This window comes from Streptomyces sp. NPDC020875 (assembly GCF_040641415.1).
Classification (GTDB): domain Bacteria; phylum Actinomycetota; class Actinomycetes; order Streptomycetales; family Streptomycetaceae; genus Streptomyces.
On the sequence record NZ_JBFADP010000015.1, the window covers coordinates 1 to 22,611 of the forward strand.

18 protein-coding genes and 1 pseudogene are annotated in these 22,611 nt (G+C 72.8%); 7 read left to right on the plus strand and 12 right to left on the minus strand.

Annotated elements, in window-relative coordinates; translation table 11 throughout:
- Positions 1-117 (plus strand): annotated as a pseudogene (locus AB0G74_RS10770) (electron transfer flavoprotein subunit alpha/FixB family protein); the annotation flags it as partial.
- A 112-nt stretch (positions 118-229) separates the two neighbouring features.
- Here the strand turns inward: AB0G74_RS10770 and AB0G74_RS10775 are convergent.
- The 3 genes from AB0G74_RS10775 to AB0G74_RS10785 form a co-directional block, all read right to left on the minus strand.
- Entirely contained in the window at positions 230-472 is a 243-nt protein-coding gene (locus AB0G74_RS10775; protein ID WP_361143209.1) for a CopG family transcriptional regulator, read from the minus strand.
- A 136-nt stretch (positions 473-608) separates the two neighbouring features.
- Complete coding sequence (locus AB0G74_RS10780) at positions 609-2,237, minus strand: ATP-binding protein (protein WP_361143211.1); 1,629 nt, start codon at positions 2,235-2,237, stop codon at positions 609-611.
- Positions 2,234-3,046 (minus strand): response regulator transcription factor, encoded by an 813-nt coding sequence (locus AB0G74_RS10785; protein WP_361143214.1) that lies wholly within the window; start codon positions 3,044-3,046, stop codon positions 2,234-2,236. Before AB0G74_RS10785 ends, AB0G74_RS10780 begins: the two co-directional genes overlap by 4 nt.
- Before the next feature lie 238 nt (positions 3,047-3,284).
- Here AB0G74_RS10785 and AB0G74_RS10790 point away from each other — a divergent pair, with 238 nt between their 5' ends.
- On the plus strand, positions 3,285-4,841 hold the full coding sequence (locus tag AB0G74_RS10790) for an alpha/beta hydrolase (protein WP_361143217.1): 1,557 nt from the start codon (positions 3,285-3,287) through the stop codon (positions 4,839-4,841).
- A gap of 99 nt (positions 4,842-4,940) precedes the next feature.
- Here the strand turns inward: AB0G74_RS10790 and AB0G74_RS10795 are convergent, their stop codons facing one another.
- Positions 4,941-5,861: an NAD(P)-binding domain-containing protein gene (locus tag AB0G74_RS10795; RefSeq protein ID WP_361143219.1), complete on the minus strand. Its 921-nt coding sequence runs from the start codon at positions 5,859-5,861 to the stop codon at positions 4,941-4,943.
- A gap of 163 nt (positions 5,862-6,024) precedes the next feature.
- Here AB0G74_RS10795 and AB0G74_RS10800 point away from each other — a divergent pair, with 163 nt between their 5' ends.
- From AB0G74_RS10800 to AB0G74_RS10810, 3 genes are read left to right on the plus strand one after another with little or no spacing between them, the layout of a single operon-like run.
- Positions 6,025-6,594 (plus strand): hypothetical protein, encoded by a 570-nt coding sequence (locus AB0G74_RS10800; RefSeq protein WP_361143221.1) that lies wholly within the window; start codon positions 6,025-6,027, stop codon positions 6,592-6,594.
- A gap of 34 nt (positions 6,595-6,628) precedes the next feature.
- Positions 6,629-7,192 carry a VOC family protein gene (locus AB0G74_RS10805; RefSeq protein ID WP_361143224.1) on the plus strand — a complete coding sequence of 188 codons (564 nt, stop codon included), beginning with the start codon at positions 6,629-6,631 and terminating at the stop codon, positions 7,190-7,192.
- On the plus strand, positions 7,176-8,009 hold the full coding sequence (locus AB0G74_RS10810) for a MerR family transcriptional regulator (RefSeq protein WP_361143227.1): 834 nt from the start codon (positions 7,176-7,178) through the stop codon (positions 8,007-8,009). Before AB0G74_RS10805 ends, AB0G74_RS10810 begins: the two co-directional genes overlap by 17 nt.
- Before the next feature lie 57 nt (positions 8,010-8,066).
- On the opposite strand, the gene AB0G74_RS10815 is transcribed toward AB0G74_RS10810, so the two are convergent.
- The 3 genes from AB0G74_RS10815 to AB0G74_RS10825 form a co-directional block, all read right to left on the minus strand.
- Complete coding sequence (locus AB0G74_RS10815; RefSeq protein WP_361143230.1) at positions 8,067-13,007, minus strand: DNA repair ATPase; 4,941 nt, start codon at positions 13,005-13,007, stop codon at positions 8,067-8,069.
- Between the two features lie 624 nt (positions 13,008-13,631).
- Positions 13,632-15,641, minus strand: a complete 2,010-nt coding sequence (locus AB0G74_RS10820; protein WP_361143233.1) for a flotillin family protein — start codon at positions 15,639-15,641, stop codon at positions 13,632-13,634.
- 57 nt (positions 15,642-15,698) lie between these two features.
- A complete protein-coding gene (locus AB0G74_RS10825) occupies positions 15,699-16,268 on the minus strand; it encodes a hypothetical protein (protein ID WP_361143480.1) in 570 nt (189 codons plus the stop codon).
- Positions 16,269-16,421: 153 nt separating this feature from the next.
- On the opposite strand from AB0G74_RS10825, the gene AB0G74_RS10830 reads away from it, so the two are divergent.
- The gene (locus tag AB0G74_RS10830; protein WP_361143483.1) at positions 16,422-17,468 is read left to right on the plus strand and encodes a helix-turn-helix domain-containing protein; all 1,047 of its coding nucleotides are present in this window, start codon (positions 16,422-16,424) and stop codon (positions 17,466-17,468) included.
- A gap of 15 nt (positions 17,469-17,483) precedes the next feature.
- Here the strand turns inward: AB0G74_RS10830 and AB0G74_RS10835 are convergent, their stop codons facing one another.
- Positions 17,484-18,071: a TetR/AcrR family transcriptional regulator gene (locus tag AB0G74_RS10835; RefSeq protein ID WP_361143236.1), complete on the minus strand. Its 588-nt coding sequence runs from the start codon at positions 18,069-18,071 to the stop codon at positions 17,484-17,486.
- A gap of 136 nt (positions 18,072-18,207) precedes the next feature.
- Here AB0G74_RS10835 and AB0G74_RS10840 point away from each other — a divergent pair, with 136 nt between their 5' ends.
- The gene (locus AB0G74_RS10840; RefSeq protein WP_361143239.1) at positions 18,208-18,990 is read left to right on the plus strand and encodes an SDR family oxidoreductase; all 783 of its coding nucleotides are present in this window, start codon (positions 18,208-18,210) and stop codon (positions 18,988-18,990) included.
- On the opposite strand, the gene AB0G74_RS10845 is transcribed toward AB0G74_RS10840, so the two are convergent.
- From AB0G74_RS10845 to AB0G74_RS10860, 4 genes are all read right to left on the minus strand, one after another.
- A complete protein-coding gene (locus AB0G74_RS10845) occupies positions 18,977-19,774 on the minus strand; it encodes a hypothetical protein (RefSeq protein WP_361143242.1) in 798 nt (265 codons plus the stop codon). The genes AB0G74_RS10840 and AB0G74_RS10845 overlap by 14 nt on opposite strands.
- A 189-nt stretch (positions 19,775-19,963) precedes the next feature.
- Positions 19,964-20,269 (minus strand): hypothetical protein, encoded by a 306-nt coding sequence (locus tag AB0G74_RS10850; protein WP_361143244.1) that lies wholly within the window; start codon positions 20,267-20,269, stop codon positions 19,964-19,966.
- 181 nt (positions 20,270-20,450) lie between these two features.
- Positions 20,451-21,200 carry a hypothetical protein gene (locus tag AB0G74_RS10855; protein ID WP_361143247.1) on the minus strand — a complete coding sequence of 250 codons (750 nt, stop codon included), beginning with the start codon at positions 21,198-21,200 and terminating at the stop codon, positions 20,451-20,453.
- 122 nt (positions 21,201-21,322) lie between these two features.
- Positions 21,323-22,567: a helix-turn-helix domain-containing protein gene (locus tag AB0G74_RS10860; RefSeq protein ID WP_361143250.1), complete on the minus strand. Its 1,245-nt coding sequence runs from the start codon at positions 22,565-22,567 to the stop codon at positions 21,323-21,325.
- Positions 22,568-22,611: the final 44 nt, after the last annotated feature.

Here is a 22,611-nt window from a genome sequence, read left to right on the forward strand (position 1 = left end):
GTGGTGAACAAGGATCCGGAGGCGCCGATCTTCGAGCTGGCGGATTACGGGGTGGTGGGCGACCTCCACACCGTCCTCCCCCAACTCACCGAGGAGATCAACAAGCGCAAGGGCTGAACCGGACCGGTACCGGCCCGACGAGCGGGGCCCGGCGAAGAGGACGTACGACCTCTTCACCGGGCCCTTTTTGCCGTACCGGAGGGCGCTGCCCCGGATAGCGGCGGGGCCGTCAGCTGTCCCCGCGCCGTGCCCGCGCGAGCTCGTCGCGCAGTGCTCGGATCTCCTCGTCGGAGACGGGACCGTGCTCCGCCTCGGCGGCGGTGATGATCTCTTGCAGGTTGTCCCGCTCGACCTGCCGGGCGACGGCCGCCGCCACGTAGGCGGAGAGCCCGCCCGTTCCGCCGCGAGCCCTGGCCGCTTCGGCGACGGCACACGGCATGGTGATCGAGTACCTGCCGGTGGGGTTGCTCATACGAGGTGCTCCCGCAGCGTGTCGGCGAAGCGTGCCACGCCCGCCTTGGCGAGTCGGTCGATGGCTGTGGCGAGCGTATTAATAACTGTAACCCTGACCTCGGGGGTCGACCCCGGATGTGTGCCGCTACGAGGCGTCACACCCGGTCGAGGACGATCGTGAAGGTCGTGCCCTCGCCGACCGTGCTTTCGACGTCGACCGTGCCGTCGTGGTCGCGGACGATCTGGCGGACGATCGACAGGCCCAGGCCGCTGCCGCCGGTGGCGCGGCCCCGGGCCGCGTCCGCGCGCCAGAAGCGGTCGAAGAGGTGGGGGAGGTCGTCGGGCGGGATGCCGTGGCCGGTGTCGCGGACGTAGAGGATCGCCAGTTCGCCGTGGGGGACCAGGGCCAGGGTGACCGTGCCGCCGTCGGACGTGGCGCGGATCGCGTTGCCGACCAGGTTGCCGATCGCCTGGCGCAGCCGGTCCGGGTCGGCGTGGACCAGGAGCGGGGGGCCGTCGGCCGGTTCGTAGGAGAGGACGAGGTCGACGCCCGCGTGTTCGGCGCGTGGGAGCTGGGCCGTACGGCAGGTCTCCAGCAGCTCCGCCAGGTCCGTTTCGGCGCGGTGGTAGGTGAGGGCGCCCGCCTCGGCGAGTGCCAGGTCCTGGAGGTCGTCGACGATCCGCTGCTGGAGCATCACCTCTTCGTGGAGGGAGTCCAGCAGTTCGGGCGTGGCCTCCACATAGCCGTCCTGGAGGGCTTCCACATAGCCCCGCAGGTTGGCCAGCGGGGTCCGCAGTTCATGGGCGATGTCGCCGGTGAGGCGGCGCTGGCGGTCCTCGGAGCGCTGGAGTGAGGTCGCCATCCGGTTGAAGTCGCGGGCCAGGGCCGCGATCTCGTCGCGGCCGGTGACCGGGACCCGGCGGGCCAGGTCGCCTTCGCCGAGGGAGCGGGTCGCCGCCGTGAGTGCCCGGACCGGTCGCAGTACGGTACGGCTCAGCAGCAGTGCCGCCGCCGCGACGGCCAGCGCCACCCCGGCCGCGACCAGGACGGTGGGGGCGATGTCGAGTCCGGGCGGTGCCTCGTTCCGTACCCCGAGCCGTACTTCGAGCCGGGGCGGGGCGGTCGCGGCGGTCCGCTCCCGGAAGATCCGCTGGAGGCAGGCGTTGACGCCGTCGGCCCCCTGCTCCTCCAGGCAGGCCCGGGTGTCCCGGAGCACCGGGTCGGGGAGCCGGGTCGCCTTGGTACGGCGGCACTGCGGCCGGGACGGGTCGAGGACGGGTGCCGGGGTGCCGAACTCGTCCGTACGGACCCGGGGTACGGCTCCGGCCCTGGTGAGGCAGGCGGTGTAGCGGACGTTGTGCCCGTACTGGCCGATCTCGAATGCCGTGATCTTGGCGGCGGACTCCGGGAACGACGCGTCGGGCACCCGGAACCGGGGCGCCGGGTCGACCAGCAGCGGCGGTTCCGCCTTGACCTGGCGCGGTTTGCGGCCCGCCAGGGTGTCGGAGTCGGCGAGCAGGACGCCGTCCTCGGTCGATACCCGGATCCGCTGGCCGGTGTCCTCGGCGAGGGCGAGTACGGCCGGGGAGACCCCGTGCCATGTGCCGTGCCGGTAGCCGTAGTCGCGGAGTCCGGTGGTGATCCGGCCGGTCTCGGCCCGGCTCGCGGTGACGCTCTCCTCCACCGCGCCCGTCGCCTGCCGCCAGGTGAGCGAGGCGGTGGCGGCGGTGGCGGCGACCGCGACGAAGAGGAGCAGCCCGAGGACGCGGAGCCGGAAACTCACCGGGGGGTTCCGGAGCGGTCGGGGGCGTCGGGGATGTCGTCGGGAACGGGGCCGGGAGCGGGGGTGTCCTGGCTGCTCTGCTGGTCTCGGGTGTCCTCGCCGTCGTCCGGTGCCGCCGCGCGGGGGACCGAGAGGCGGTAGCCCCGGCCGTACACCGTCTCCACCATCCTCGGCGACCGCCCGTGCGCCTCCAGCTTCCGGCGCAGATTCATCACATGCGCGTCCACCGTGCGTTCCAGGACCATCTGGTCGAAGCCGAAGACCTGGTCGATGATCGCGCCCCGGGTGAAGACCCGGCCCGGTGACCGGGCCAGCAGCTGGAGGATCGCGAACTCCTTCCCCGTGAGGGCGACGGGGCGGCCGTGGGCCCTGACCTCGTACAGCTCCGGGTCGATCTCCAGCCCGCCCGCCCGGATCACGGCGGGCGGCGGTACGGCCGCCGGGCCGCCCGCCCGGCGGAGCAGCGCGCGGACCCGGGCGGTGAGTTCACGCGGGCTGTACGGCTTGGTCATGTAGTCGTCGGCGCCCAGGTCGAGGCCGAGGAGGAGATCCTCCTCGGTGGTGCGGGCGGTGAGGAGCAGGATCGGCACCCGGGACTCCATCCGCAGGACCCGGCATACGTTCAACCCGTCGACCAGCGGCATCATCACATCGAGGACGACCAGGTCGGGTCTGGTGGCGCGGGCCCGTTCGATCGCGGACCGCCCGTCGGTGACGATCCGGACGTCGTGGCCGTCGCGCTCCAGATAGATCCGGATGAGCCGGGCCTGTTTGACGTCGTCCTCGGCGACCAGGATGCGCGATGTCACGGCCCCTCCCGTGGTGGACTCCCGTGTGTCGGGCGACTCTACGGTCCGGATCGCGGCGGGGCGTCCCCCGCTTCACAGGGCCTTCAATATTGGGGCCGCGCGCCCGGCGGTGGATCCGTTGTGCCGGGAATGTCGGCGGGTGATAGCGGGGTGATCGATTTTGGGGGGTTAGCCCCCGCCCCGGCCCGCCCGGCTGCCGGATGGGCCGGGGCGGACCTGGGCCGGAAGGCTGGTCCGCATGGTTGATACGAAGTACGACAGCCGCCGGAGCCGGTCCCGTACGGCCCTGTTGCTCTCCGGGGCGACGCTCGCCTCCCTGCTGACGGCCGGAGCTGCCGGAGCCACTGGTTCCGCCGGTGCCACGACCGTCGGCGCCGGCCCGACCGCTGCCGCCGGGTCCGCCGCCCCGGCCCTGAACTGGACCCCGTGCGCGAAACCCGGCGGTCCTCCGACGCAGCAGTGCGCCACCCTCACCGTCCCCGTCGACTACCGCCGGCCGCACGGCCCGACGACGTCCCTCGCCGTCTCCCGGGTGCTCGCCGACGCCCCCGGCGAGCGGCGCGGCACGCTGATGGTCGTACCGGGCGGCCCCGGCGGCTCGGGGGTGAAGCGGCTGACCGACAAGGCGGCGGCGTTGCGCGGCCAGTTGGGCGGAACGTACGACCTGGTGGCCCTCGATCCGCGTGGTGTCGGCGGCAGTTCGGAGGTCACCTGCGGGGTCGCCGAGAGCGACCGCTTTCTGCACCGGGTCCGCTCCTGGCCCGGACCCGGCGGCGACATCACCGAGAACGTCGCCAGGGCCCGGCGGACCGCCGAGGCGTGCGCGGCGAACGGCGGCGCCGAGGTCCGCGGCCTCAGCTCGGCGAACCAGGCCCGGGACATGGACCGGCTGCGGGCGGCGCTCGGCGAGCGGAAGCTGTCCACCTGGTCGACCTCGTACGGGGTGTACGTCACGGCGCTCTACGCCCAGATCTTCCCGCACCGCACCGACCGGCTCGTGTTCGACAGCACCGCCGACCCGGACCACCGGCGGGTCGCCCGGGGCTGGCTGACCAACCAGGGCCCGGCGGTGGAGGAGCGGTTCGCCGACTTCGCGGCTTGGGCCTCGGACCCGGCCCGGGGCGCCGACCGGCTCGGGGAACGTCCCGAGGACGTCCGGCGGCTGGTGCTCGCCCTCGCCGAACGGTTCGACCGGCAGCCCGAGACCCGGACCGACGGAATCCCGCTGGACGGGGCGGCGCTGCGGAACTCCGTCCTGGGCGGGCTTTTCACCGACGCCGCCTTCCCCGCCCTCCGTACCCTGATCGCACAGGCGGCGGACCCGGCGGCGACGGTCGCGCTGCCGAACGATCTGAAGGGCGCGCTCCCGGACCGGGACATGGCCGTCTGGGTCGGCGTGATCTGCAACGACGTCGACTGGCCCGGCCCGGACACCGCCGCCTTCCAGCGGGACGTGACCGCCGACCGGGCCCGGTATCCGCTGACCGGCGGACTGCCCGCGAACATCACGCCCTGCTCGTTCTGGCCGGACGAGCACCGGGAGAAGACGATCCGGATCACCGACGACGGACCGTCGAACATCCTGATGATCCAGAACCGCCGCGACCCGGCGACCCCGCACTTCGGCGCCCTGAAGATGCGTGAGGCGCTGGGCGACCGGGCTCGGATGGTGACCGTGGAGCGGGGCGGCCACGGGTCGTACCTGGGGACGGGCAACGCGTGCGGCGACGCGGCGGTGACCACGTTCCTGAAGACGGGCGAGCGGCCCGCGCGCGACACGGTCTGCGCGGGCTGACGGCTCGTCCGGCTCCGGGGGTGTACCTCCGCCCGACCCGGTGGGGGTACGTTTCCGGTGCGCGCCGGGCGTTTGTCGCCGCCCGGGGTCCGCGGCCCGTCACTTCCCGGCCGGGCCCGCCTTCATCAGCTCCAGCAGACCGGAGAAGCTGTCGGCGGCCCGGCCCTCCGCCATGCCCCGGCGGAAGAGGTCCACGACGGCGCCCGGCAGGGTCGTGTCGACCCCGGCGTCGGCCATGGTGTGCAGTACGTGCTCGACACTGGCGGTACCCATCGCCAGCCGGTCGACGTCGCCCTCGTGGTTCCCGGCGTCGATCCGCTCCGCGTAGAAGCCGGTGAACATGTCGAGGGAGGCGAAGGTCTCCCGCGCGTGGGGGAGGACGTCGGCCGCCTTGAGGCCGTTGGCGTCGGCGAGGGCGACGGCCTGCCAGTAGCTGAGCATCGACGTCCAGAACATCATCATGCCGAGCTGGTACATCAGGGCCGAGAGCCCGGGGTCCGCACCCCGGTAGTCGGTCCCGGTCAGCACCCTGAGGGTGCTCTCGTGCCGGTCGAAGGCGGTCCGCGGCCCGCTGTAGAAGGTGTACGTGGTCTCCGGGCTGCCGATTCCCGACGGCGGTGTGGTGACCCCGCCCGCGAGGAACTCCGCGCCCTGCCCGGTGACCCAGCGGGCCCCCTCGCGGGTCCGCTCCGGGGTGTCGGAGCTGAGATTGACGACCACCCGCCCGGCCAGCGCGCCCGCGACCGGCTTCAGCAGCGCGTCCATCGCGTCGTAGTCGGTCAGACTCAGGATCACCAGCTCATTGGCCCGGATCGCCGCCTCGACGCCGTCGGCGAGTACGGCCCCGCGCGCCACCAGCGGCTCGGCCCGGGCGGGGGTCCTGTTCCACACGGTCACCTCGTGGCCTTGGTCGAGGAGCGCGCCGACCATGGCCGCGCCCATGGGGCCGAGCCCGATCACGGTGACGGGAGCGGGGGTGACGGGAGCGATGTCGGCGGCGGTGGTGGCGGACGCGGGCATAGGGGTCTCCTCGGTTCGAAGCTTCTAAAACGAGCGCTCTATTTAGCGCGCTGGAGGTGACTGTAACAGTAAGTAGAGCGCTCGTTCTAGGAGGAGTGGGGGTGGCCGGAACTGCCCCCGGGCCGTCCGTCCCTGTCGGTGCCGCCGGTTACGGTCCGGCGGTATGACCGAGTGGATAGACGAAGGCGCCATGGTGTGGCTGGGAGAAGCCCACTACGACGAGGAGACCGTCCTGGTGTTCCACCAGGGCATCGGCACCGCCGAGCTGCGCGAGGGGCTGACCGCCCGGCACCGCAGGCCGTTCGCCTACTGCCCCGAAGCCCCGCCCGGCGGCTGGGGCGTCGTCGTCCACCCCATGCACGATCCGGCGCGCGACGACTACGGCGATATCGACTACCGGGGGCTCTGTCCCCCCGGCGCCCAGCTGATGGTCTTCGTCCCGAAGCCGTGCGCGGTCAAAGGACACGCCCCCAAGGCGTTCCACTACCGCGACGGGGAGATCGTGTCCTGTATCGACTACGAGGCCCCCGAAGAGACCAGTGAGTACTGGCCCAGCGAGATGGCGCCCCTGATCGCCGCCGCCGGTCTCGACGAGGAGGACGAGGAGTACCACCGCACCCTGACCCGGCTGATCCGCGACCACCTCGGCCTGACGGAACCGGACCCGGCCGCCTGCACTGTGGACCGGGAGGCCATAGCCGCGTACCACCACCGCCCGCCCGGACCGGCTTGACCCTGACGTCGCGTAAGGCCCGAGGGTGAGCCGCATGAGCGACTACTACAACGCCTTCGAGATCAGCCCCGTCCCCGCGCCCGGCCCCGACGCCGTGCCGCCGGAGCCGTACCGGGGGATCTACGGCATGCCCGCGTTCGCCACCGTCCCCACGGCCGATCTGGCGGCCTCGGTCGACTTCTGGACCCGTGGCCTCGGGTTCTTCGAACTCTTCGCCGTCCCCGGGCAGCTCGTCCATCTGCGCCGCTGGGCGTTCCAGGACGTCCTTCTCGTCGCCGCCGCCGATGTCCCGGACCGCCCGGCGGCGCTCAGCCTGAGCTTCGCGTGCGTGCTCGGCCAGCTCGAATCCGTCCTCGAATCATGCCGCGCGCTGCGGCCGGACGCGGTCGAAGGACCCCGGGACACCCCCTGGAACACCCGCGACATCACCGTGATCACCCCCGAGCACACCCGGGTCGTGCTCACGGCGGCGAAGGTCTACGACCCGGAGAGCCAGGAGGCCCGCAATCTCGCCGCCATGGGGATCACCCCACCGGACACCACCGGGGACGGGGCCGAGGACCGGGTCCAGAATGGGGAGCATGCCCGAGCCCACTGACGCCGATGGTCACCACGACGGCGGTGCCGACGACGGCGGGCTGACCGTCGGCCGGGTGGCCGCCCGGCTCGGTGTGACCGTCCGCGCGCTGCACCACTGGGACCGGATCGGGCTCGCCCCGCCGTCGCTCCGCACGGCCGCCGGATACCGGCTCTACACCCCCGCCGACCTGGAGCGGCTGCACCGGATCGTGATCTACCGCGAACTGGGCCTGGACCTGGACCGGATCCGTACCGTCCTGGACGAATCCGCCGCCGACCTGCCCGGCGCGCTGCGCGCCCAGCGCGCCAGGGTCACCGAGCGGATCGACCGGCTGCGGCGGCTCGGCGCCGACCTGGACCGGATGATCGACGCCCATGAACACGGCCCGCTGCTCACCCCCGAGCAACAGACCGAGGTGTTCGGACCGGACTGGGATCCGGACCGTACCGCCGAAGCCCGCAGGCAGTACGGCGATACGGCGCAGTGGGCGCAGTACGCCGAACGCTCCGCCGCGCGCGGCCCGGCCGAGTGGCGGGCCGTCACCGAGGCCGCCGAGCGGTTCGACCGCGCCCTGGGGGAGGCGATGGACGCGGGTGCGGTGCCCGGAGGACCGGAGGCCAACCGGCTGGTGGAGCGGCACCGGGAGGTCTTCTCCGCGTACTTCCCCCTCAGCCGGGAGATGCAGGTCTGCCTGGCCCGCCGGTACGAGTCCGACCCCGGCTTCGCCGCCCACTACGACGGCGTCAGGCCCGGACTCGCCGCCTGGTTCCGCCGGATCGTGGACGCGAGCGCGCGGGCGCACGGCATCGACCCGGAGACGGCGACCTGGCGGTGACCCGCGCGGCGGAGAGGCGGGTCGGCCGCCCGGCGGCCCGCCCCGGGACCGCCTGGGTCAGACCTCTCGCCCGTCGCCCGTCGCCCGCTCGATCGCCCGCTCCACCGCCGTGAGACGTTCCGCCAGCCGGTCCGTGAGGGCGGCGAACGGATCACGTTCCCGGGCGCGGGCCGTGACATACGCCGACTTCACCGCCGCCCAGCGCGCCGCGCCCGGCTCGTCGAGCGTGCCGCGCAGTTCGGCGAGGCGCAGCAGGCTCGCCTCGGTGTCGCCGGGGAGTGTCTGCGCCTCGGCCGTGTAGTGGTCGCCGATGACCGCCGCGACCTCGGCGGCGGTCATCGCCGGGCTGAGCCGCTGCGCGATCCGGTTCAGATTGCGGTACGACCCCTGGAGCCGGAACGGCGGCTCCGTGCGGGACGTTTCCGACACCCCGGCCGACGCGATGTACGCCCCGTTCACCGCGAGCACCGTCTCGCGGACGGTCAGCAGATGGCCCAGTACGGCCAGGATCCGGTCCAGTTCCCCCGTACCGTACGGATGCGTCAGCCGGTCCCGTACCGCCGTCGGGTCGCCGGACGCCAGCCGGACCAGCAGTTCGACATCGGACCTGTCCCGGCCCGCGAGCGGCGCCAGTTCGGGGTGGGACGTCAGCGCGTTCTCCACGAAGCTGAGGGCGAACGCCGACTCCTTGCCGGTCAGTACGTCACCGAGGTTCCACACATCGGCCCGGTTCGCCAGCATGTCCGGCAGCCGGAACCGCTCGCCCGCCTCCGTGTACGGATTGCCCGCCATCACCACCGCGAACCGCTTGCCGCGCAGATCCCGGCCGCCGAGGGTACGGCTCGCGTCGCACAGCGGCAGGAACTTCTGGAGCAGTTCGGGCGAGGTGTGCTGGATGTCGTCCAGATACAGCAGCACGTTGTTGCCCGCCGCGATCGCGAACTCGATCTTCTCCAGTTCGGCGCGGGCGGCGGCGTCCGGGGCGCGCTCCGGGTCCAGTGACACGGTGTCCCGGCCGAGCGCCGGTCCGTCCACCTTCACCAGCAGCAGCCCGAGGCGTTCGGCGACGTACTCGACCAGGGTCGTCTTGCCGTATCCCGGCGGGGAGAGCAGGAGCAGCAGACCGCCGCTGTCGGTACGCCGGGCGTCGCCCGCCGCGCCGATCTGCTTGGCGAGACTGTCGCCGACCAGCGGCAGATACACCTCGTCCACCAGCCGGTTGCGGACGAACGCGGACATCACCCTCGGCCGGTACTCGGCCAGCCGCAGCCGGTCCCGCTCCGCGTCGACCAGCCGGGAGCGCAGGGCCCGGTAGGCGCGGAAGCCGGGGACGTCGCCGACGGCGAAGGCGGCGGTACGGGAGAGGAACTCGTCCAGCCGCAGCGGCAGCGCGCCCCCGCTGATCCGGGGATGCGTGCCCAGCAGCCCCTCGACCACCGTCCCGGCCGGGGCCTTCGGCTCGTACCGGATCAGTTCGGGGCAGAGTTCCAGCGCCACGGCCTCGGCGAGGACACCGGGCGGGACGTCGGCGCCGGTGGACTCGGCGTAGGCCGCGAGCCAGCCCTCGACGAGCCGGGCGTCGGGGCGGGAGGGGGTGCCGGATCCGAGGTTGCCGGACTCGGGGGTTCCGGACCCGAGGTTGCCGGACGCGGGATTGCCGGAGCCGGGGGCGCCGGGGAGTTCGGCCGGTACGGCGGCCTCGTCGACCCCTTCCCCGCTTTCGTCCCCGTACGGTCCCTCCCCCTCCGACACGTCCCCGTACGGCGGCTCGCCGCCCACCGCGTCCCGGAAGCCCGCCACCAGCTCCCGCGCCTCCGGGGACACCACGAAGCCCCGGCCCAGGGCCAGTTCCTCCACCAGGTACGCCGCAGCCTCGGCGGAGCCCGTCGCCGCCGCCAGTTCCGCGCGGAGCGCCTCCAGCGCCGGGGACGCGCCGAACCGGTCCCGGGCCGCGATCAGCGACTCCGCCTGCCGGGTCCAGCGCGCCCGGTCCGCCGCCCCCGTCTCCCGGGCCCAGAACAGCTGGGCCCCGGCCCGGGCCCCGCCCCCGTACCGGAGCAGTCCCGCGTCCCGCCACAGCCCGGCGGCGGCCCGCAGTACGGCCACCGCGTCCCGGTCGTGGACGCCCCGCTCGTACCCCTCGTCGAACGCCTCGGCGACCGCCCGCGCCACCAGCCCGGCCGGGTCGCCGCCCGCGACGGCCGCCGGGAGCAGCCTGGCCGCCAGATACTCGGCCCGGTAGACGCCGGGCGACTCCGACGCCAGGGACCGGCCCCAATAGGGCGCGGTCGCCGGGAACTCCGGGTCGCGGACCGGGCCCCGCCAGTCCGTCCCCGTCAACGCGAAGACCATCCCGTCACCGTGCGGTACGAGGGTCAGCTCCGGCTCCTGCGCGGTCACCGCGAACGTGTGCCGCCCCAGCCGGATCGTGCCGCCGTCCGCCCCGAACAGGTCCCGCCGGTCCCGCAGCGCCCGGACGGCCTCGTCACGGGCCGCCTTCAGCCGACCCGCCAACTCCTCGGCGCGTACCGAGTCGCCGAACTCCCGCAGCTCGGTCACGGTCCGCCGGAGCCGGGCCACCATCGGATCGGAGCCGAAGAAGGCGTGCAGTTCGTCGGCGCCGGAGAGGGCCGACGCCCGGCGGGCCACCGCGTCCAGCACCCGGCGGGCCGACTCCGCGAGCCGTTCCGTCCGCCGGGCCCGCTCGTCGTGCAGCGACTGGCGGCGCGCCGAGAACGCCTCGTACACCTCCGTCCGCTTCCCCGCCAGCTCCGCCAGGAAGTCCTCGTGGTCGGGGAAGCGGGACTCCAGGTTCTCCAGCCGCAGCAGCAGCCCGGCGAGCTGCTCGTCGCACTCCTCCGGCGTCCCGGCCGCCGCCAGCGCGCCCGTCACCGACTGCGCAAGCAGGGCCAGTTCGGCCGCGAACTCCGCCCGGCCCTCGCCCTCCGCCAGCTCCCGGCGGCGGGCCACCAGCACCGCCCGCGCCCCGTTGACCAGGCCCGTGACCGCCGCGATCCGCTCCAGGATGCCGGTACGGACCGTGGTGTCGGCGATATCGAGACCGGCGACGACCTCCGTCAGCTCCCGCAGCCCGGCGGCCCGCCCGTCCAGCTCGCCGACGACCCCGGCGGCCTCGGCGGCCGTCGTCAGCTCCGCCGCGCGGTCCCCGAGCCCGCCGATCTCCGCGCGGTAACCGTCGAACGCCTCGTCCCGGCCGAGGAACGCGACCGCCCGCCGGGCCGCCGCCGCCGTATCGGCCGTCATGTCCTCCGCGAGGGCGTCGATCGCCGCCGTGTCCGCGTACCGCAGCTCCTTCAGCGCCAGCAGCCGGCCGCGCGCCACCCGGAGTTCGGTGATCCGTACGATCCACTCCTCCGCCGAACCCGGCGACTCGCCGCGCACCCGGCGCACCAGCCGGGCGATCCCGGCCGCCTCGTCCGCGAGGGCGCCCGCCGCGCGCCGGGTCAGCTCGCGGACCGTCGCGAACTCCTCCAGCGCCTGGACGGCCGTGACCCGGATCTCCTCCAGCGGCGACCGCAGATCCCCGGCCTCAAGGTCGCCGAGCCACGGATGCCGGTCGGCGGTCCGCTCGCAGTCGGCGGCCAGGGCTTCGTAGAGCGCGGCGCGCGCCTCCGTCTCCCCCTCCGTTCCGGCGGCCACCGGCGCGGCGTCGAGTTCGACCGCCGTCCCGGCCACCGCGAGGACGTCCGCGACCGCCCGGACCAGCGCCGCGTTCCCGATCCGCGCCAGCGGCCCGGTCCCCTCCGGCACCGGATGGTCGTCGGAGACGTACGGACTGGTCCACACCCGGACCTCGTGCGTACGGGTCGGCTCGCCGACGGCCGACGGCGGTTCGGCGAGTACCACGATCGTGCCGTCGCCCAGCAGCGCCCAGCCCCCGCAGGCCAGCGGCGCCACGACCTCCTTGCGGATGGTGTCGTACGGCAGCAGTACGCTCGGGCCCCCGTCGGCGGGCCGGAACGCGTACAGCACGCTCTCACCGCCCGGCGACCGCACCGCCCGCTCGAACGCGGCGTCCGGCCGGGGATCCTCGAACGCCTTCACCGCGCCGCCCGCCGGACAGTAGCCGCCGGGGAAGACGATCCCCTGGTCGTCGGGGAGCCGGCGGATCGCCTCACCCGTGCCGACGCCCTCCAGGCGGGTCACCGTCGCGGTCAGGGTGTGCACGACGAGATGACGTACGACGGTCTCGTTGTACGGGCGCACCCGCAGCAGCACCAGCGGCCCCACCCGGGCCCAGGAGACATCCGCGTCCGCGAGGGACTGAAGCGGCTCGGCGACCGGCTCGGTGAAGAGCGCGTCCGAGGCTTCGGAACCGTCGGCCGCCGCCGCCGGGTGGACCGTCAGAGTGCCACCGACGGTCGACACATAGACGCCGTCCGTGACACGGATACGCGGCTCGGGGCCCGTGGTGTGGTCGTCCCGGGACGTCGGCGTCCACACCACGTCCCCCGGCGGGGGCGCCGCCGCGAGATCCCGCTCACCCCGGCCGTCGAGGAACCGCAACGGCGCCAACTGCCAGCGCAGCACACGTACGTCGTCGTTCTTGCCGGTGTGGAAGACCGCCAGCAGCCGGTCGTGCGTCAACCGCAGCCGGGCGGGCCGCGCGCCCTGGAAGAACCGGCACAGCGCGGCGAACTCGGCGACAAAAGCCGGATCGTCGAGGAGCCCCGGCACGGCGCCCTCGGGCAGCGGCTCGAAATCCCGCCCGAACAAGGCGAAGACATCCCCCGGCACGGACGTCGGCGACAGGGGCGCGGGCGCGTCCCGCAGCAGCAGGAGTACGTCCCCGACGGCGACGAGATCCCGGGCGGTACCGGGGCTCCCGGTCCGCAGCCGCCCCGACGCGGCGAGCGCGACCTCGGCGGTCCCGAACTCGCCGGTCCGCGCCGCGTCCAGCGCCTCGGCCCGCCGCGCCAACTCGGCCCCGCGCGCCCGCAGCCGGTCACGCAACACCTCGTACGTCCCCGCGTCCATCGTCGTGCCGCCCTTTCCGTTTCGATCCGTGTAGACCGCGTGGCGTGCGGACCGGGACACCCCCGTGGCCCCGGCCCGCACGCGGCGGCCCTCGCGGCTGCCGTCCCCCCTGGCGGCAGCCGCGAAGTCTTTGGTCCTGCGCCCTCCCCGGCCCCCCGTGCCCGCGTCCGGCGACCTGGCGTTGTCAGCGGTCCGCAGCCCGCCCGTGGCTTGTCTCGCAGTTCCCCGCGCCCCTGGTTGCCCTTCTCACCGCCCTCCCAGCGAGACGGCCCCCCCTTTTTCCAGGGGCGGCGCCTGGGAGGGCATTTAGGGGCGCGGGGAACTGCGCGACCAGCCAGCCACGGTCCGCAGACCGCGTACAAGCTCCAGCAGCCGGGCGGTTCCCGGGATTTTCAGCGGTGCTCTGGAGAGCCAAGGCGCTGGGGGTCCCCCCATTGCCGAAGGCATAGGGGGCGGAACTGCGCGACCAGCCAGCCACGGTCCGCAGACCGCGTACACGCTTCAGCAGCCGGGCGGTTCCCGGGATTTTGAGCGGTGCTCCGGAGGACCGAACCGCGCCGGGCGCGGCCCGGGTTGTCGGGGCCGCGCCCCGAGAGCTGGGGCGCGGCCCGGACGGGGCCGGTGTCAAAGAGACGGCGTGCCGTTGAGGGACGTCAGGGGCACATCCGCGAGGCCCGCGTCGCGGGCCGCCGCCAAGAGCTCCTTGAGGCGGGCGTCCCCGCTCCCGTCACGCATCAGCTTCGTCAGGAACGCCGACACCGTCAGGTTCTGGACGTCCCCCGTGGAGACGGACCCCAGCAGGGACTTCAGGTCCTCCGGGAAGGACGCGGAGCCGTCCAGCCACGGCTCGGCGAGCCGCTGCACCGTCGACGAGTTCTCGACGAATCCGTCGACGCCCTTGCCGAGGGACACCGCTCCGACCAGCCGGTCGAAGAAGACGGAGTCCCCGCCGACGATGTCGATGTCGGCGTGCTCCAGGCCGGTGGAGATGATGAGCGCCTGCGCCTCCGCGACCTTCTGCTGCGCCTCCAGTCCGGCCAGCCGGATGTCCTTCTCGGCCTCCAGCCGGAGCCGGTACTCCTCGTGGGTGCGGGACGCCTCGTCGAGCGCGGCCATCGCGGCGGCCTTCTCCGTCAGACCGGCGGCCTCCGCGGCCATCCGGTCGCGTATGCCGTCGGCTTCGGCCTTGAGGCGTTCGGCCATGGCGACGGCTTCCGCGCGGCCAGCCTTCTCGACGGCGTCGGCCTCCTTCTCGCGGACGGCGACCGCCGCGAGGCCCTCGGCGGCGGCTTCGGCGCGTACGCCGTCGGCGAGGCGGATCTTGGCGCGGGCGTCGAGGTCGGCGGCCTTGTTGCGGGCTTCGGCGAGGGTCAGTTCCTCGGCGGCGCGGTGGACGGCCGCCTGCTCGGCGGCTTCCGCGGCCTTGATGTCCCGTACGAGCTTCTCCTGTGCGGCGCCCTCGGCCGCGATGACGACGGCCTGCCGGTCCCGCTCGGCTTCTTCGACGGCCCGCAGCCGCTTGATGGACTCCTCCTGTTCGGCGACGGTACGGTCCACGGCGACCCGCTCGCGGATGACTTCGGCGATGTCGCGGCGCTCGGCCTCCAGCTCCTTCTCGGCGGCGATCCGGGTGAGTTCGGTCTCCCGTTCGCGGGCGATGACTTCCAGCAGGCGGTCCTTCTCGATCCGCTCGCTCTCGACGGCGATGACGCGTTCGCGGTTCTTCGCGGCGACGGCGACTTCGCGGTTCTGGTTCTCCCGCTGGACGCCGAGCATTTCCTCGGTCTTGAGGAACGCGGTCTGCGCGCGAAGCCGCTCCTCTTCCACGACGCGGGCGGTCTCGGCCTCCTCGCGGGCCCGTACGGTGTCGATCTCGCGGCGCTGCCGGATCTCGGCGTCGGCCTGGCGGCGTTCGAGTTCGAGGATGGCCTCGCGGGCGTCGACGTTCTGGCGGGTGATCTCCTTCTCCTCGTCCCGCTGGAACTCGTTGGTGCGGACGTGTTCGACGGCGGTCAGTTCGGTGATCTTCCGGATGCCCTGGGCGTCGAGGATGTTGTCCCGGTCGAGCTGGGCGAGCGGGGTCTGCTCCAGATAGTCGATGGCGGCGTCTTCGAGGCTGTAGCCGTTGAGGTCGGTGCCGATGACCTGGATGATCCGGTCGCGGAATTCGTCGCGCTTGGTGTAGAGGTCGGTGAAGTCGAGTTGCTTGCCGACGGTTTTCAGGGCCTCGGAGAACTTGGCGTTGAAGAGTTCCTGGAGGGTGGCCTGGTCGCTGGCGCGGGCGGTGCCGATGGCCTGGGCGACCTTGACGACGTCCTCGACGGTCTTGTTGACGCGGACGAAGAACGAGATCCGGATGTCGGCGCGGATGTTGTCGCGGCAGATCAGTCCGTCGCGGCCGGTCCGGGAGATCTCGATGGTCTTCACCGAGATGTCCATGACCTCGGCTTTGTGGAGGACGGGCAGGACGACCTGACCGGTGAAGGTGACATCGACCTTTCTCATTTTGGAGACGATCAGGGCTTTGCCTTGTTCGACCTTGCGGAAGAGGCGGCCGAGGACGAGGACGATCGCGACGGCGAGGATCAGGAGGACGACGACGAGGAGCGCGGCGCCCGTGGTGATGGCATCCATGGGTATCCCGGGTGTTTCGAGGCGGAGGGGTCCGCCCGCGAGCCGTACGGAACGGGCTCAGGCGGGTGCGACCCAGAAGAACTCGCCGGACTCGTCGTACGCGTACAGCAGCCCGGTGCTGCCGTGGGTGAGCGCGTAGGAGTCGTCGGCGGACTGGCGGACCTGGACGACGGCCGTGGAGCCGTCCCGGGCGGTGACCTCGGCCTGGCCGAACCGCGCGTCGACCCGTCCGGTACGGATGACGCAGGTCAGGCCGATGAAGTCCTGCCGGGACGGCCCGGGTTCGTCGGGGAAGAGCTTCGCCAGGGGGCGGATGATCAGCCGGGTCAGTTCGTAGGCGCCGATCAGCGCGGCGGCGAGGACGAGCAGGCCCCGGAGCGGTCCGATACCGGGGAAGAGGGCGGTGCAGGTGAGGCTGATGAACCAGCCGATGGCGATGATGAGGGAGGCCGAGACGGAGACGGGGACGCCGCGCAGCCCGATGACGGGCATCGCGATATCGGTATCGAGGTCGTCGTGGCCGATGAGTCCGGTGAGGACCAGCAGCCAGAACCCGAGGACGACGGTGAGCGCGGCGGTGAGGAGCAGGGTGGGGAAGGCGGTGGTCGCCACCAGGAAGTCGTCCAATCCGGTCCCCTCCTCTCCGGTCTCCGTCGTTTCCCGTTCCCGGCCAACGGAGGACATCATGCCGGGGGAATGTGCCCCTCCGCACTGCCGTCGACCGGCAGTCTTTACGCTTCCTTAATGCCGGTGAACGACAGCGGAGGGGGAGCCGGGCGGATGCTGGACGAGCGACTCGACGTATATGCCCTGATATTGGCCGATGCGTGTATGAGTGGTCGGCGGCTGACCCGGGACGAACGGGAGTCGCTGCGGGACGGCGGCGAGCGGGCGGCGGAGTCCGGTATCGGTCTGCGGGAGCTGGTCCGGCAGCAGCTCGCGGAGGCGGAGTCGGTACGCGCCGGACTGCCCCGGGCCCGGGCGGACCATCTGCTGTCCGTGGTCGCGGAGGCGGTAGACGCCTTCGCGGAGGGCCATGAGCGGGCCCAACGGCTCGCGGTCCGGCGGCAGGAGGCGGCCCGCCGGGAGTTCATCGACGATCTGCTGTACGGGCGGAGCGATCTGGGGCGGCTGGCGGCCCGGGCGGAGCGCTTCGGGCTGCTGCTGTCGCAGGCGCACGCGGTCGCGGTCGCGGAGGGCCCGGAGCCGTACGACGACGGCTATCCGACGACCCGCGGGATCGAGGCGGCGCTGGTGGCCCGGTTCGGGGACCGGCACATCCTGCTGACCACCAAGGACGGCCGGCTGATCTGCGTGGCGCCCGGGGACCAGCCGGAGGTGCCGAAGTTCTTCGCCAAGCAGGCGTACGCGGCGACCGACGGCGGCCGGATCGCGATCGGCCGGGCGCATCCGGGCCCGGGGGGTGTCGTGCAGTCGTACGAGGAGGCACTCAACGCGCTCGACCTGGCGACCCGGATGGACCTGGACGCGCCCGTGCTGCACGCGGCGGATCTGCTGGTCTATCCGGTACTGACCAGGGACCGGCAGGCGATGGCGGACCTGGTCCGTACGGTCCTGGGCCCGCTGCGCTCGGCCCGGGGCGGCGCGCGGCCCCTGGTGGACACGCTCGCGGCCTACTTCGACACGGGGTGCGTGGCGGCGGAGGCGGCCCGGCGGCTGTCGTTGAGCGTACGGGCGATGACGTACCGGCTGGACCGGATCCACAAGCTGACGGGCGCGGACCCGGGCGATCCGGTGCACCGCTACACACTTCAGACGGCGGTCATCGGGGCGCGGCTGCTGGACTGGCCGGAACGGGAGCTGTGAGCCCCCGGGCGTGAATCAGCTCCGGCCGCCGACGCCGTGCAGCAGGGTGTCGACCACCCGGCCGGCGAGGGCGTCCACGGCGGTATCGCCCTCCGGGGCTTCGGCGATGGCTTCGTGGAGGAGGGCGTAGTAGACCCGGCGGGCCCAGTCGAGATCGGCGTCGGCCGGGAGCAGTCCGGCGTCCCGGGCGCGGGTGAAGAGCCGTTCGCAGGCGGCGAGTACCTGGGCGTGCACCCGGGCGACTTCGGGCGCGTCGGTGGGCAGGGCACCCATGGCGAAGCCCCAGCCGAGCTTCACCCGGAGCACGTTCGCGGTGACCTGGTAGAGGGCGACGGCGGGCGGGGTGGTGTCGGGGCGGGCCGCCTCGACGGCCTCGTACAGCCGCCCGGTGGCCCAGGCGGCGAGGGCCGCGATCAGCGCGTCCCGGGAGGCGAACCGCCGGTGCACGGTGGTCCTGGCGACCCCGGCGGCCTCGGCGATCTGCTCCATCGTGGCCGCCGGATTGGCGGACAGCACCCGCTCGGCGGCCTCCAGGATCGTCCGTACGGTCCGCTCGGTGTCGGCGCGCATCGGCTTGGGCTGCGCGGGGGTGGACGGCGCCATGAGGGTCCTTACCGGTGAGGGGACGACAAACCCGAGGTTACGCCAGTGCGGCAACTCATCAATAACGTGCAACATCAATGATGCATGTTCTAGCTTGATGGCGTCATCAGAGACGCATCGAGCAAGGGGGAACTCCATGGATCTGCGACTGAACGGCAAGACGGCGCTCGTCACGGGCGCCAGCCGGGGCATCGGACTGGCCACCGTCCGGGCCCTGACGGCGGAGGGTGTCCGCGTCGTCGCGGCGGCCCGCAGGCCCGGCCCCGAGGTGACCGCGACGGGGGCGGTCCCGATCGCGGCCGACCTCTCGGACCCGGCCGCCGCCGACCACCTGGTCGCGTCGGCCATCGCCGAACTGGGCGGACTCGACATCCTGGTCAACAACGTCGGCGGCGGCGACAGCGGCGGCGCGGGCGGCTTCCTCGACACCACGGACGCGCAGTGGGCGGAGGTCGTGGACCTCAACTTCCTCGCCTCGGTCCGCGTCACCCGCGCCGCCCTCCCGGCCCTGCTGACCGCACGCGGCGCGATCGTCAACGTCTCCTCGATCGGCGCCCGCGTCCCCTCCGGCGGCCCCATCGCCTATACGACGGCCAAGGCCGCGCTCACGGCCTTCGGCAAGGCGATCGCGGACGAGTTCGGCGCCCGGGGAGTCCGGGTCAACACGGTCTCACCGGGCGCGGTCCGCACCGACCTCTGGGAAAGCCCCACGGGCTACGGCGCCGACCTGGCGGCGGCGATGGGCGTCCCCCAGCCCGAACTGCTGGCCGCGCTCCCGGCGGCGACGGGCATGCTGATCGACCGCCTGATCGACCCGGCGGAGGTCGCGACGCTCATCACCTACCTCGCCTCCCCGCTCGCCGCCGCGACGACGGGCGCGGACCACCGTATCGACGGCGGCGGGGTCAAGACGGCTTAGCGGACACGGCTCCGGCGGCCCGCCCGGCGACGCGGTCGCTCAGCCGGACGATCCGGATGTCCACCTGCCCGTGCCCGTCCTCGAAGCCCGCGACCGGTTCGCAGCCGCTGGTCTCCAGACCGCCGGCGTCGGTGTCGTCGAAGAGGGGCACCATGCCCGAGTCGCCGTCGGAGAAGAAGAAGCCGAGATGGGTCCGGAGCCCGGGGTGGGCGATCGCGGCCAGCTCCTCCGCCCACTCCTCGTCCGCCTCGATCGCGGTATCCATCAGCTCCTCGGGCGTCCGGCCGATGCCGAGGGCGGCGCGCAGCGCGTCGACGAGGGTGCCGTCGGAGACGAGCCGGGGGAAGTAGACGGTCCAGGTCCCGGCGAAGGCGGGGTCGTCGAGAGCGACGCCGTACCGCTCCACGAGCGACGCGAGATCGGCCCCCCGGACGAGCCCCGGTTCGAAGGCGACCTCGGCGACGGCGTCGGCGAACTCCCCGGGCAGCGGGCTCTCCGCGCCCTCGGGCCGGTGGAGTTCGAAGACCGACCCGCTCGCGTCGAACACCGACGGCCGCGGGGACTCGTCGAACACATGCCAGACGACGGGCTCGTCCCCCCGGAGCGCGGCGGCCCGGACCCAGGCGGGATCCCGCAGGAACCCGACCTCGTCCATGAAGTTGCCGTTGATCGAGGCGGCGTAGACGGCGTCGTCGTACGCGTCCAGGGGACGGCCGAGTACGACGGCGAAAGCGTCGCCGAGCTGCCGATCCCAGTCGCCGGACGGGGAGGGTTCAGATGTCATACGGGCACGGTAACTCCGCCCACTGACAGGCCCGGTGGGCCTGAGCCGGAGATGTCATGGCGTCGAGGATGTGGTCGGGGCAGGTGACGTGTCCGGGGTGGACTTCGACGGGTGCGGTGGTGGTTCTCCGGCAGACATCGCATTGGGCGGTGACGGGCTCCGGCGGTCTGGTGAGGAGCCCGTCCCGGGTCACCGGATCCACGTCCAGGCCGGTCCGGGCCGGGCTGCTCGTACGGCGACGGGCTGTTCGAAGTGGAGCCCGTCGCGGGCGACGATGAGCCTGCGGGCTTGGGGTGGGGCGGGGGTTCCGGTGCGTGTGGCGGTGGACCGTAGGCGCAGGATCTCCCGGGCTTCGTCCTGGGAGGGGCTGGTCCAGGGCCGGACCCACGGATCGGTCCGGGACGGCGGGACGATCACGATCACCGTGTGGCGGCTTCGGCGCGGCTTGAGTAAAGCCCGTACGAGGGTAATCAGGCTGAGGATAAGGTCACGCATACGACAGATCAGCTCCTTCGGAGGGCTGGTCGGTTGAGCCCCGATGGACCGCTGGACACGGTCGGTCGGGGCGTCTTGGTTTTGTGTGGGTGGTCCCGGCCCCGTGCCGCGGGGGATGGGTTGTACGGAGCCGGGACCCGTTCCCGGGCCCGGGGCGTGGGGCCACCGAACCCGGGAGCCATCAGGCCCGCCGGGCCCGCTTCGGGGCGAGCTGACGCGGCTTCGGACACTCCGGATGCGCATAGAGGGACGGCCGGGCCCCGGACGCCGAGAACCCCAGCATCAACAAGGTCTCCTCGGTCCGCTCCACCAACCGCTCGCAGTACACGCAGTACTCCGGAAACCCGCCCAGCACCGGACCGCAGACGTCGCTCATCGCACCGGCATGCCGTCCATGGCCCAGGGCTTCGAGCAGATGGCTCCGGATCTCCTGACCGTGCGGCAGCAGAACCGGGTGCCCGGTCCGGTCGTGCCACGGCGGGGTGTCCCAGCGGGTCCGGTGGGACGGCGGAAGGGCGATCCAGCCGGTGGGTCCCGTACGCAGTTCGACGGTGGGCAGCAACCCGTTCTCCAAGGCGTGCTGCCCTGTCGCGGCACGGACCAGGAGCACCGCACGAGTCTCGTCGACCACACACGGCACCACCACGGCCTCGCCCAGGGCCGCCAGCGTGGCGAGTCCCGTCTCCTTCGGCATCACCAATGCGTCGAAGTACCTCGTGGCAGCGATGAGAGCACCGCCGAGGGCGACTTCGTCACCGGTGAGCACCGCGACTTCCCGTCGCGGATGGGCGCCGGGAGTGGAGCAGCCCGGTTCGCCGCAGGTACAGCCGGACCGGGGTCGGTAGCGGTGTCCCGTCGTCACGGGCCAGCCGAGGAGTTCGCGGTAGGTCCGCGAAGCGCGTTCCGGAACGCTGGTGTTGATCGGCCCCATGGCCGCTCCCCTGAAATGATCGCTCGAATACGGAGGGTGACAGCTCCGAGAGTGGCCCAGGGAAACGGCGACACCCCCTAGAAAATCTAGGGGGTGTTACGGCGTATGCGCCGACCAGCCATTCAGTACACAAGTTCCATATTGCGGACCAGGAAAGAAAGCTGGGATGCCTGGGTCGGTACGCCTTTCATAGCCATATCCGCGACTGCGGCCCGGGCCATGGGGTCGCCGAATACATAGGCGGGCGCGTCCTTCGCGGCCTCCCTCAGTTTCAGCACCGCCGAAGCGCTGCGCCCCATCCGGTGCAGCGCCCTGGCCTCGTCGATCCGGTAGTGGACCCGGCGCTCCTTGCTCGGCACCGTGCTGATGTCGAACTCCGGCACCCTGCGGAGGCCCGTGTCCGGCTGGTCGACCTCGACACCGGCTTCGGCCGCGTGCACCGCCACCGTGCCCCGGCCGAAGACGGTCTGGGAGCGCAGGTCGTAGTAGCCGGGGCCGAGCCGGTCGGCGTCCTCCAGGGCGGCGGAGATCCGGGCCCACGCGTCCGGGCCGTCGGCGCCGCGGGCGAAGGCGATGGCACACCGCAGATGCAGGGCGCCCCGCAGGGACAGCGCCTCGGCCGGCGCGTGGGTCGCCGACGCGATGGGCTCCAGGTCCCGCAAAGCGGCCTCGGCGACGACGACGGTGTCCTGAAGGGACGCCTGGTGCAGCAGGGCCCCGCAGCGATCCCAGGCCACGGCCGCCTTCACCAGCGGGTCATCGAGCAGGGTGGCGGCTCCGGCGGCTACCTCTGCCGCAGCCCAGGCCAGATCCGGGTATCCCAACTGGTTGAGGCACATCCGAGCCGTACGCGCGGCGTCGACCAGCCGTCGGAGCGCATCCGCCCGGGCGGCCCCTTCCGCCATCAGGAGTGCCGTGTTCAGGTCCTCGATCATGACCGGCAGCCGGGTCGCGAGGGCGGGCAGGTCCGCCGCCTGCCGTTCCCGGTTGGAAGCGGCGGCGTTGGCGTCCATCACGGCATCGGCCGGGGGCGCGCCCTGCGGGGTGAGACCGGGGTGCCCCGAAAGGATGAGCGAAGCGCGCCGCAGCCCCGTACGGAGTGCGGGGATATGCGCATGGGCCAGGGACCCGCCGCCGCGCCGGAGCCGAAACGGCTGGCCGAGCAGCCACACCACATCCACATCGCATTGATGTGCGATGGCGGTGATGACGGAGTACCGGTCGAGCGGCTGACGCCCGGACTCGACATTCGCCATCCACGACTCGGTCCGACCCAGGAAATCCGCGAGTTGGACCTGGGAGAATCCGGCGGCGTTCCGGGCGATACGTACCCGGGTACCGATGTGATCAGTGACAGGAAAGTGCATGTCGGGCTCCGTTCCGTCCGCGGCCTTCAGAACGGTACTCCCAC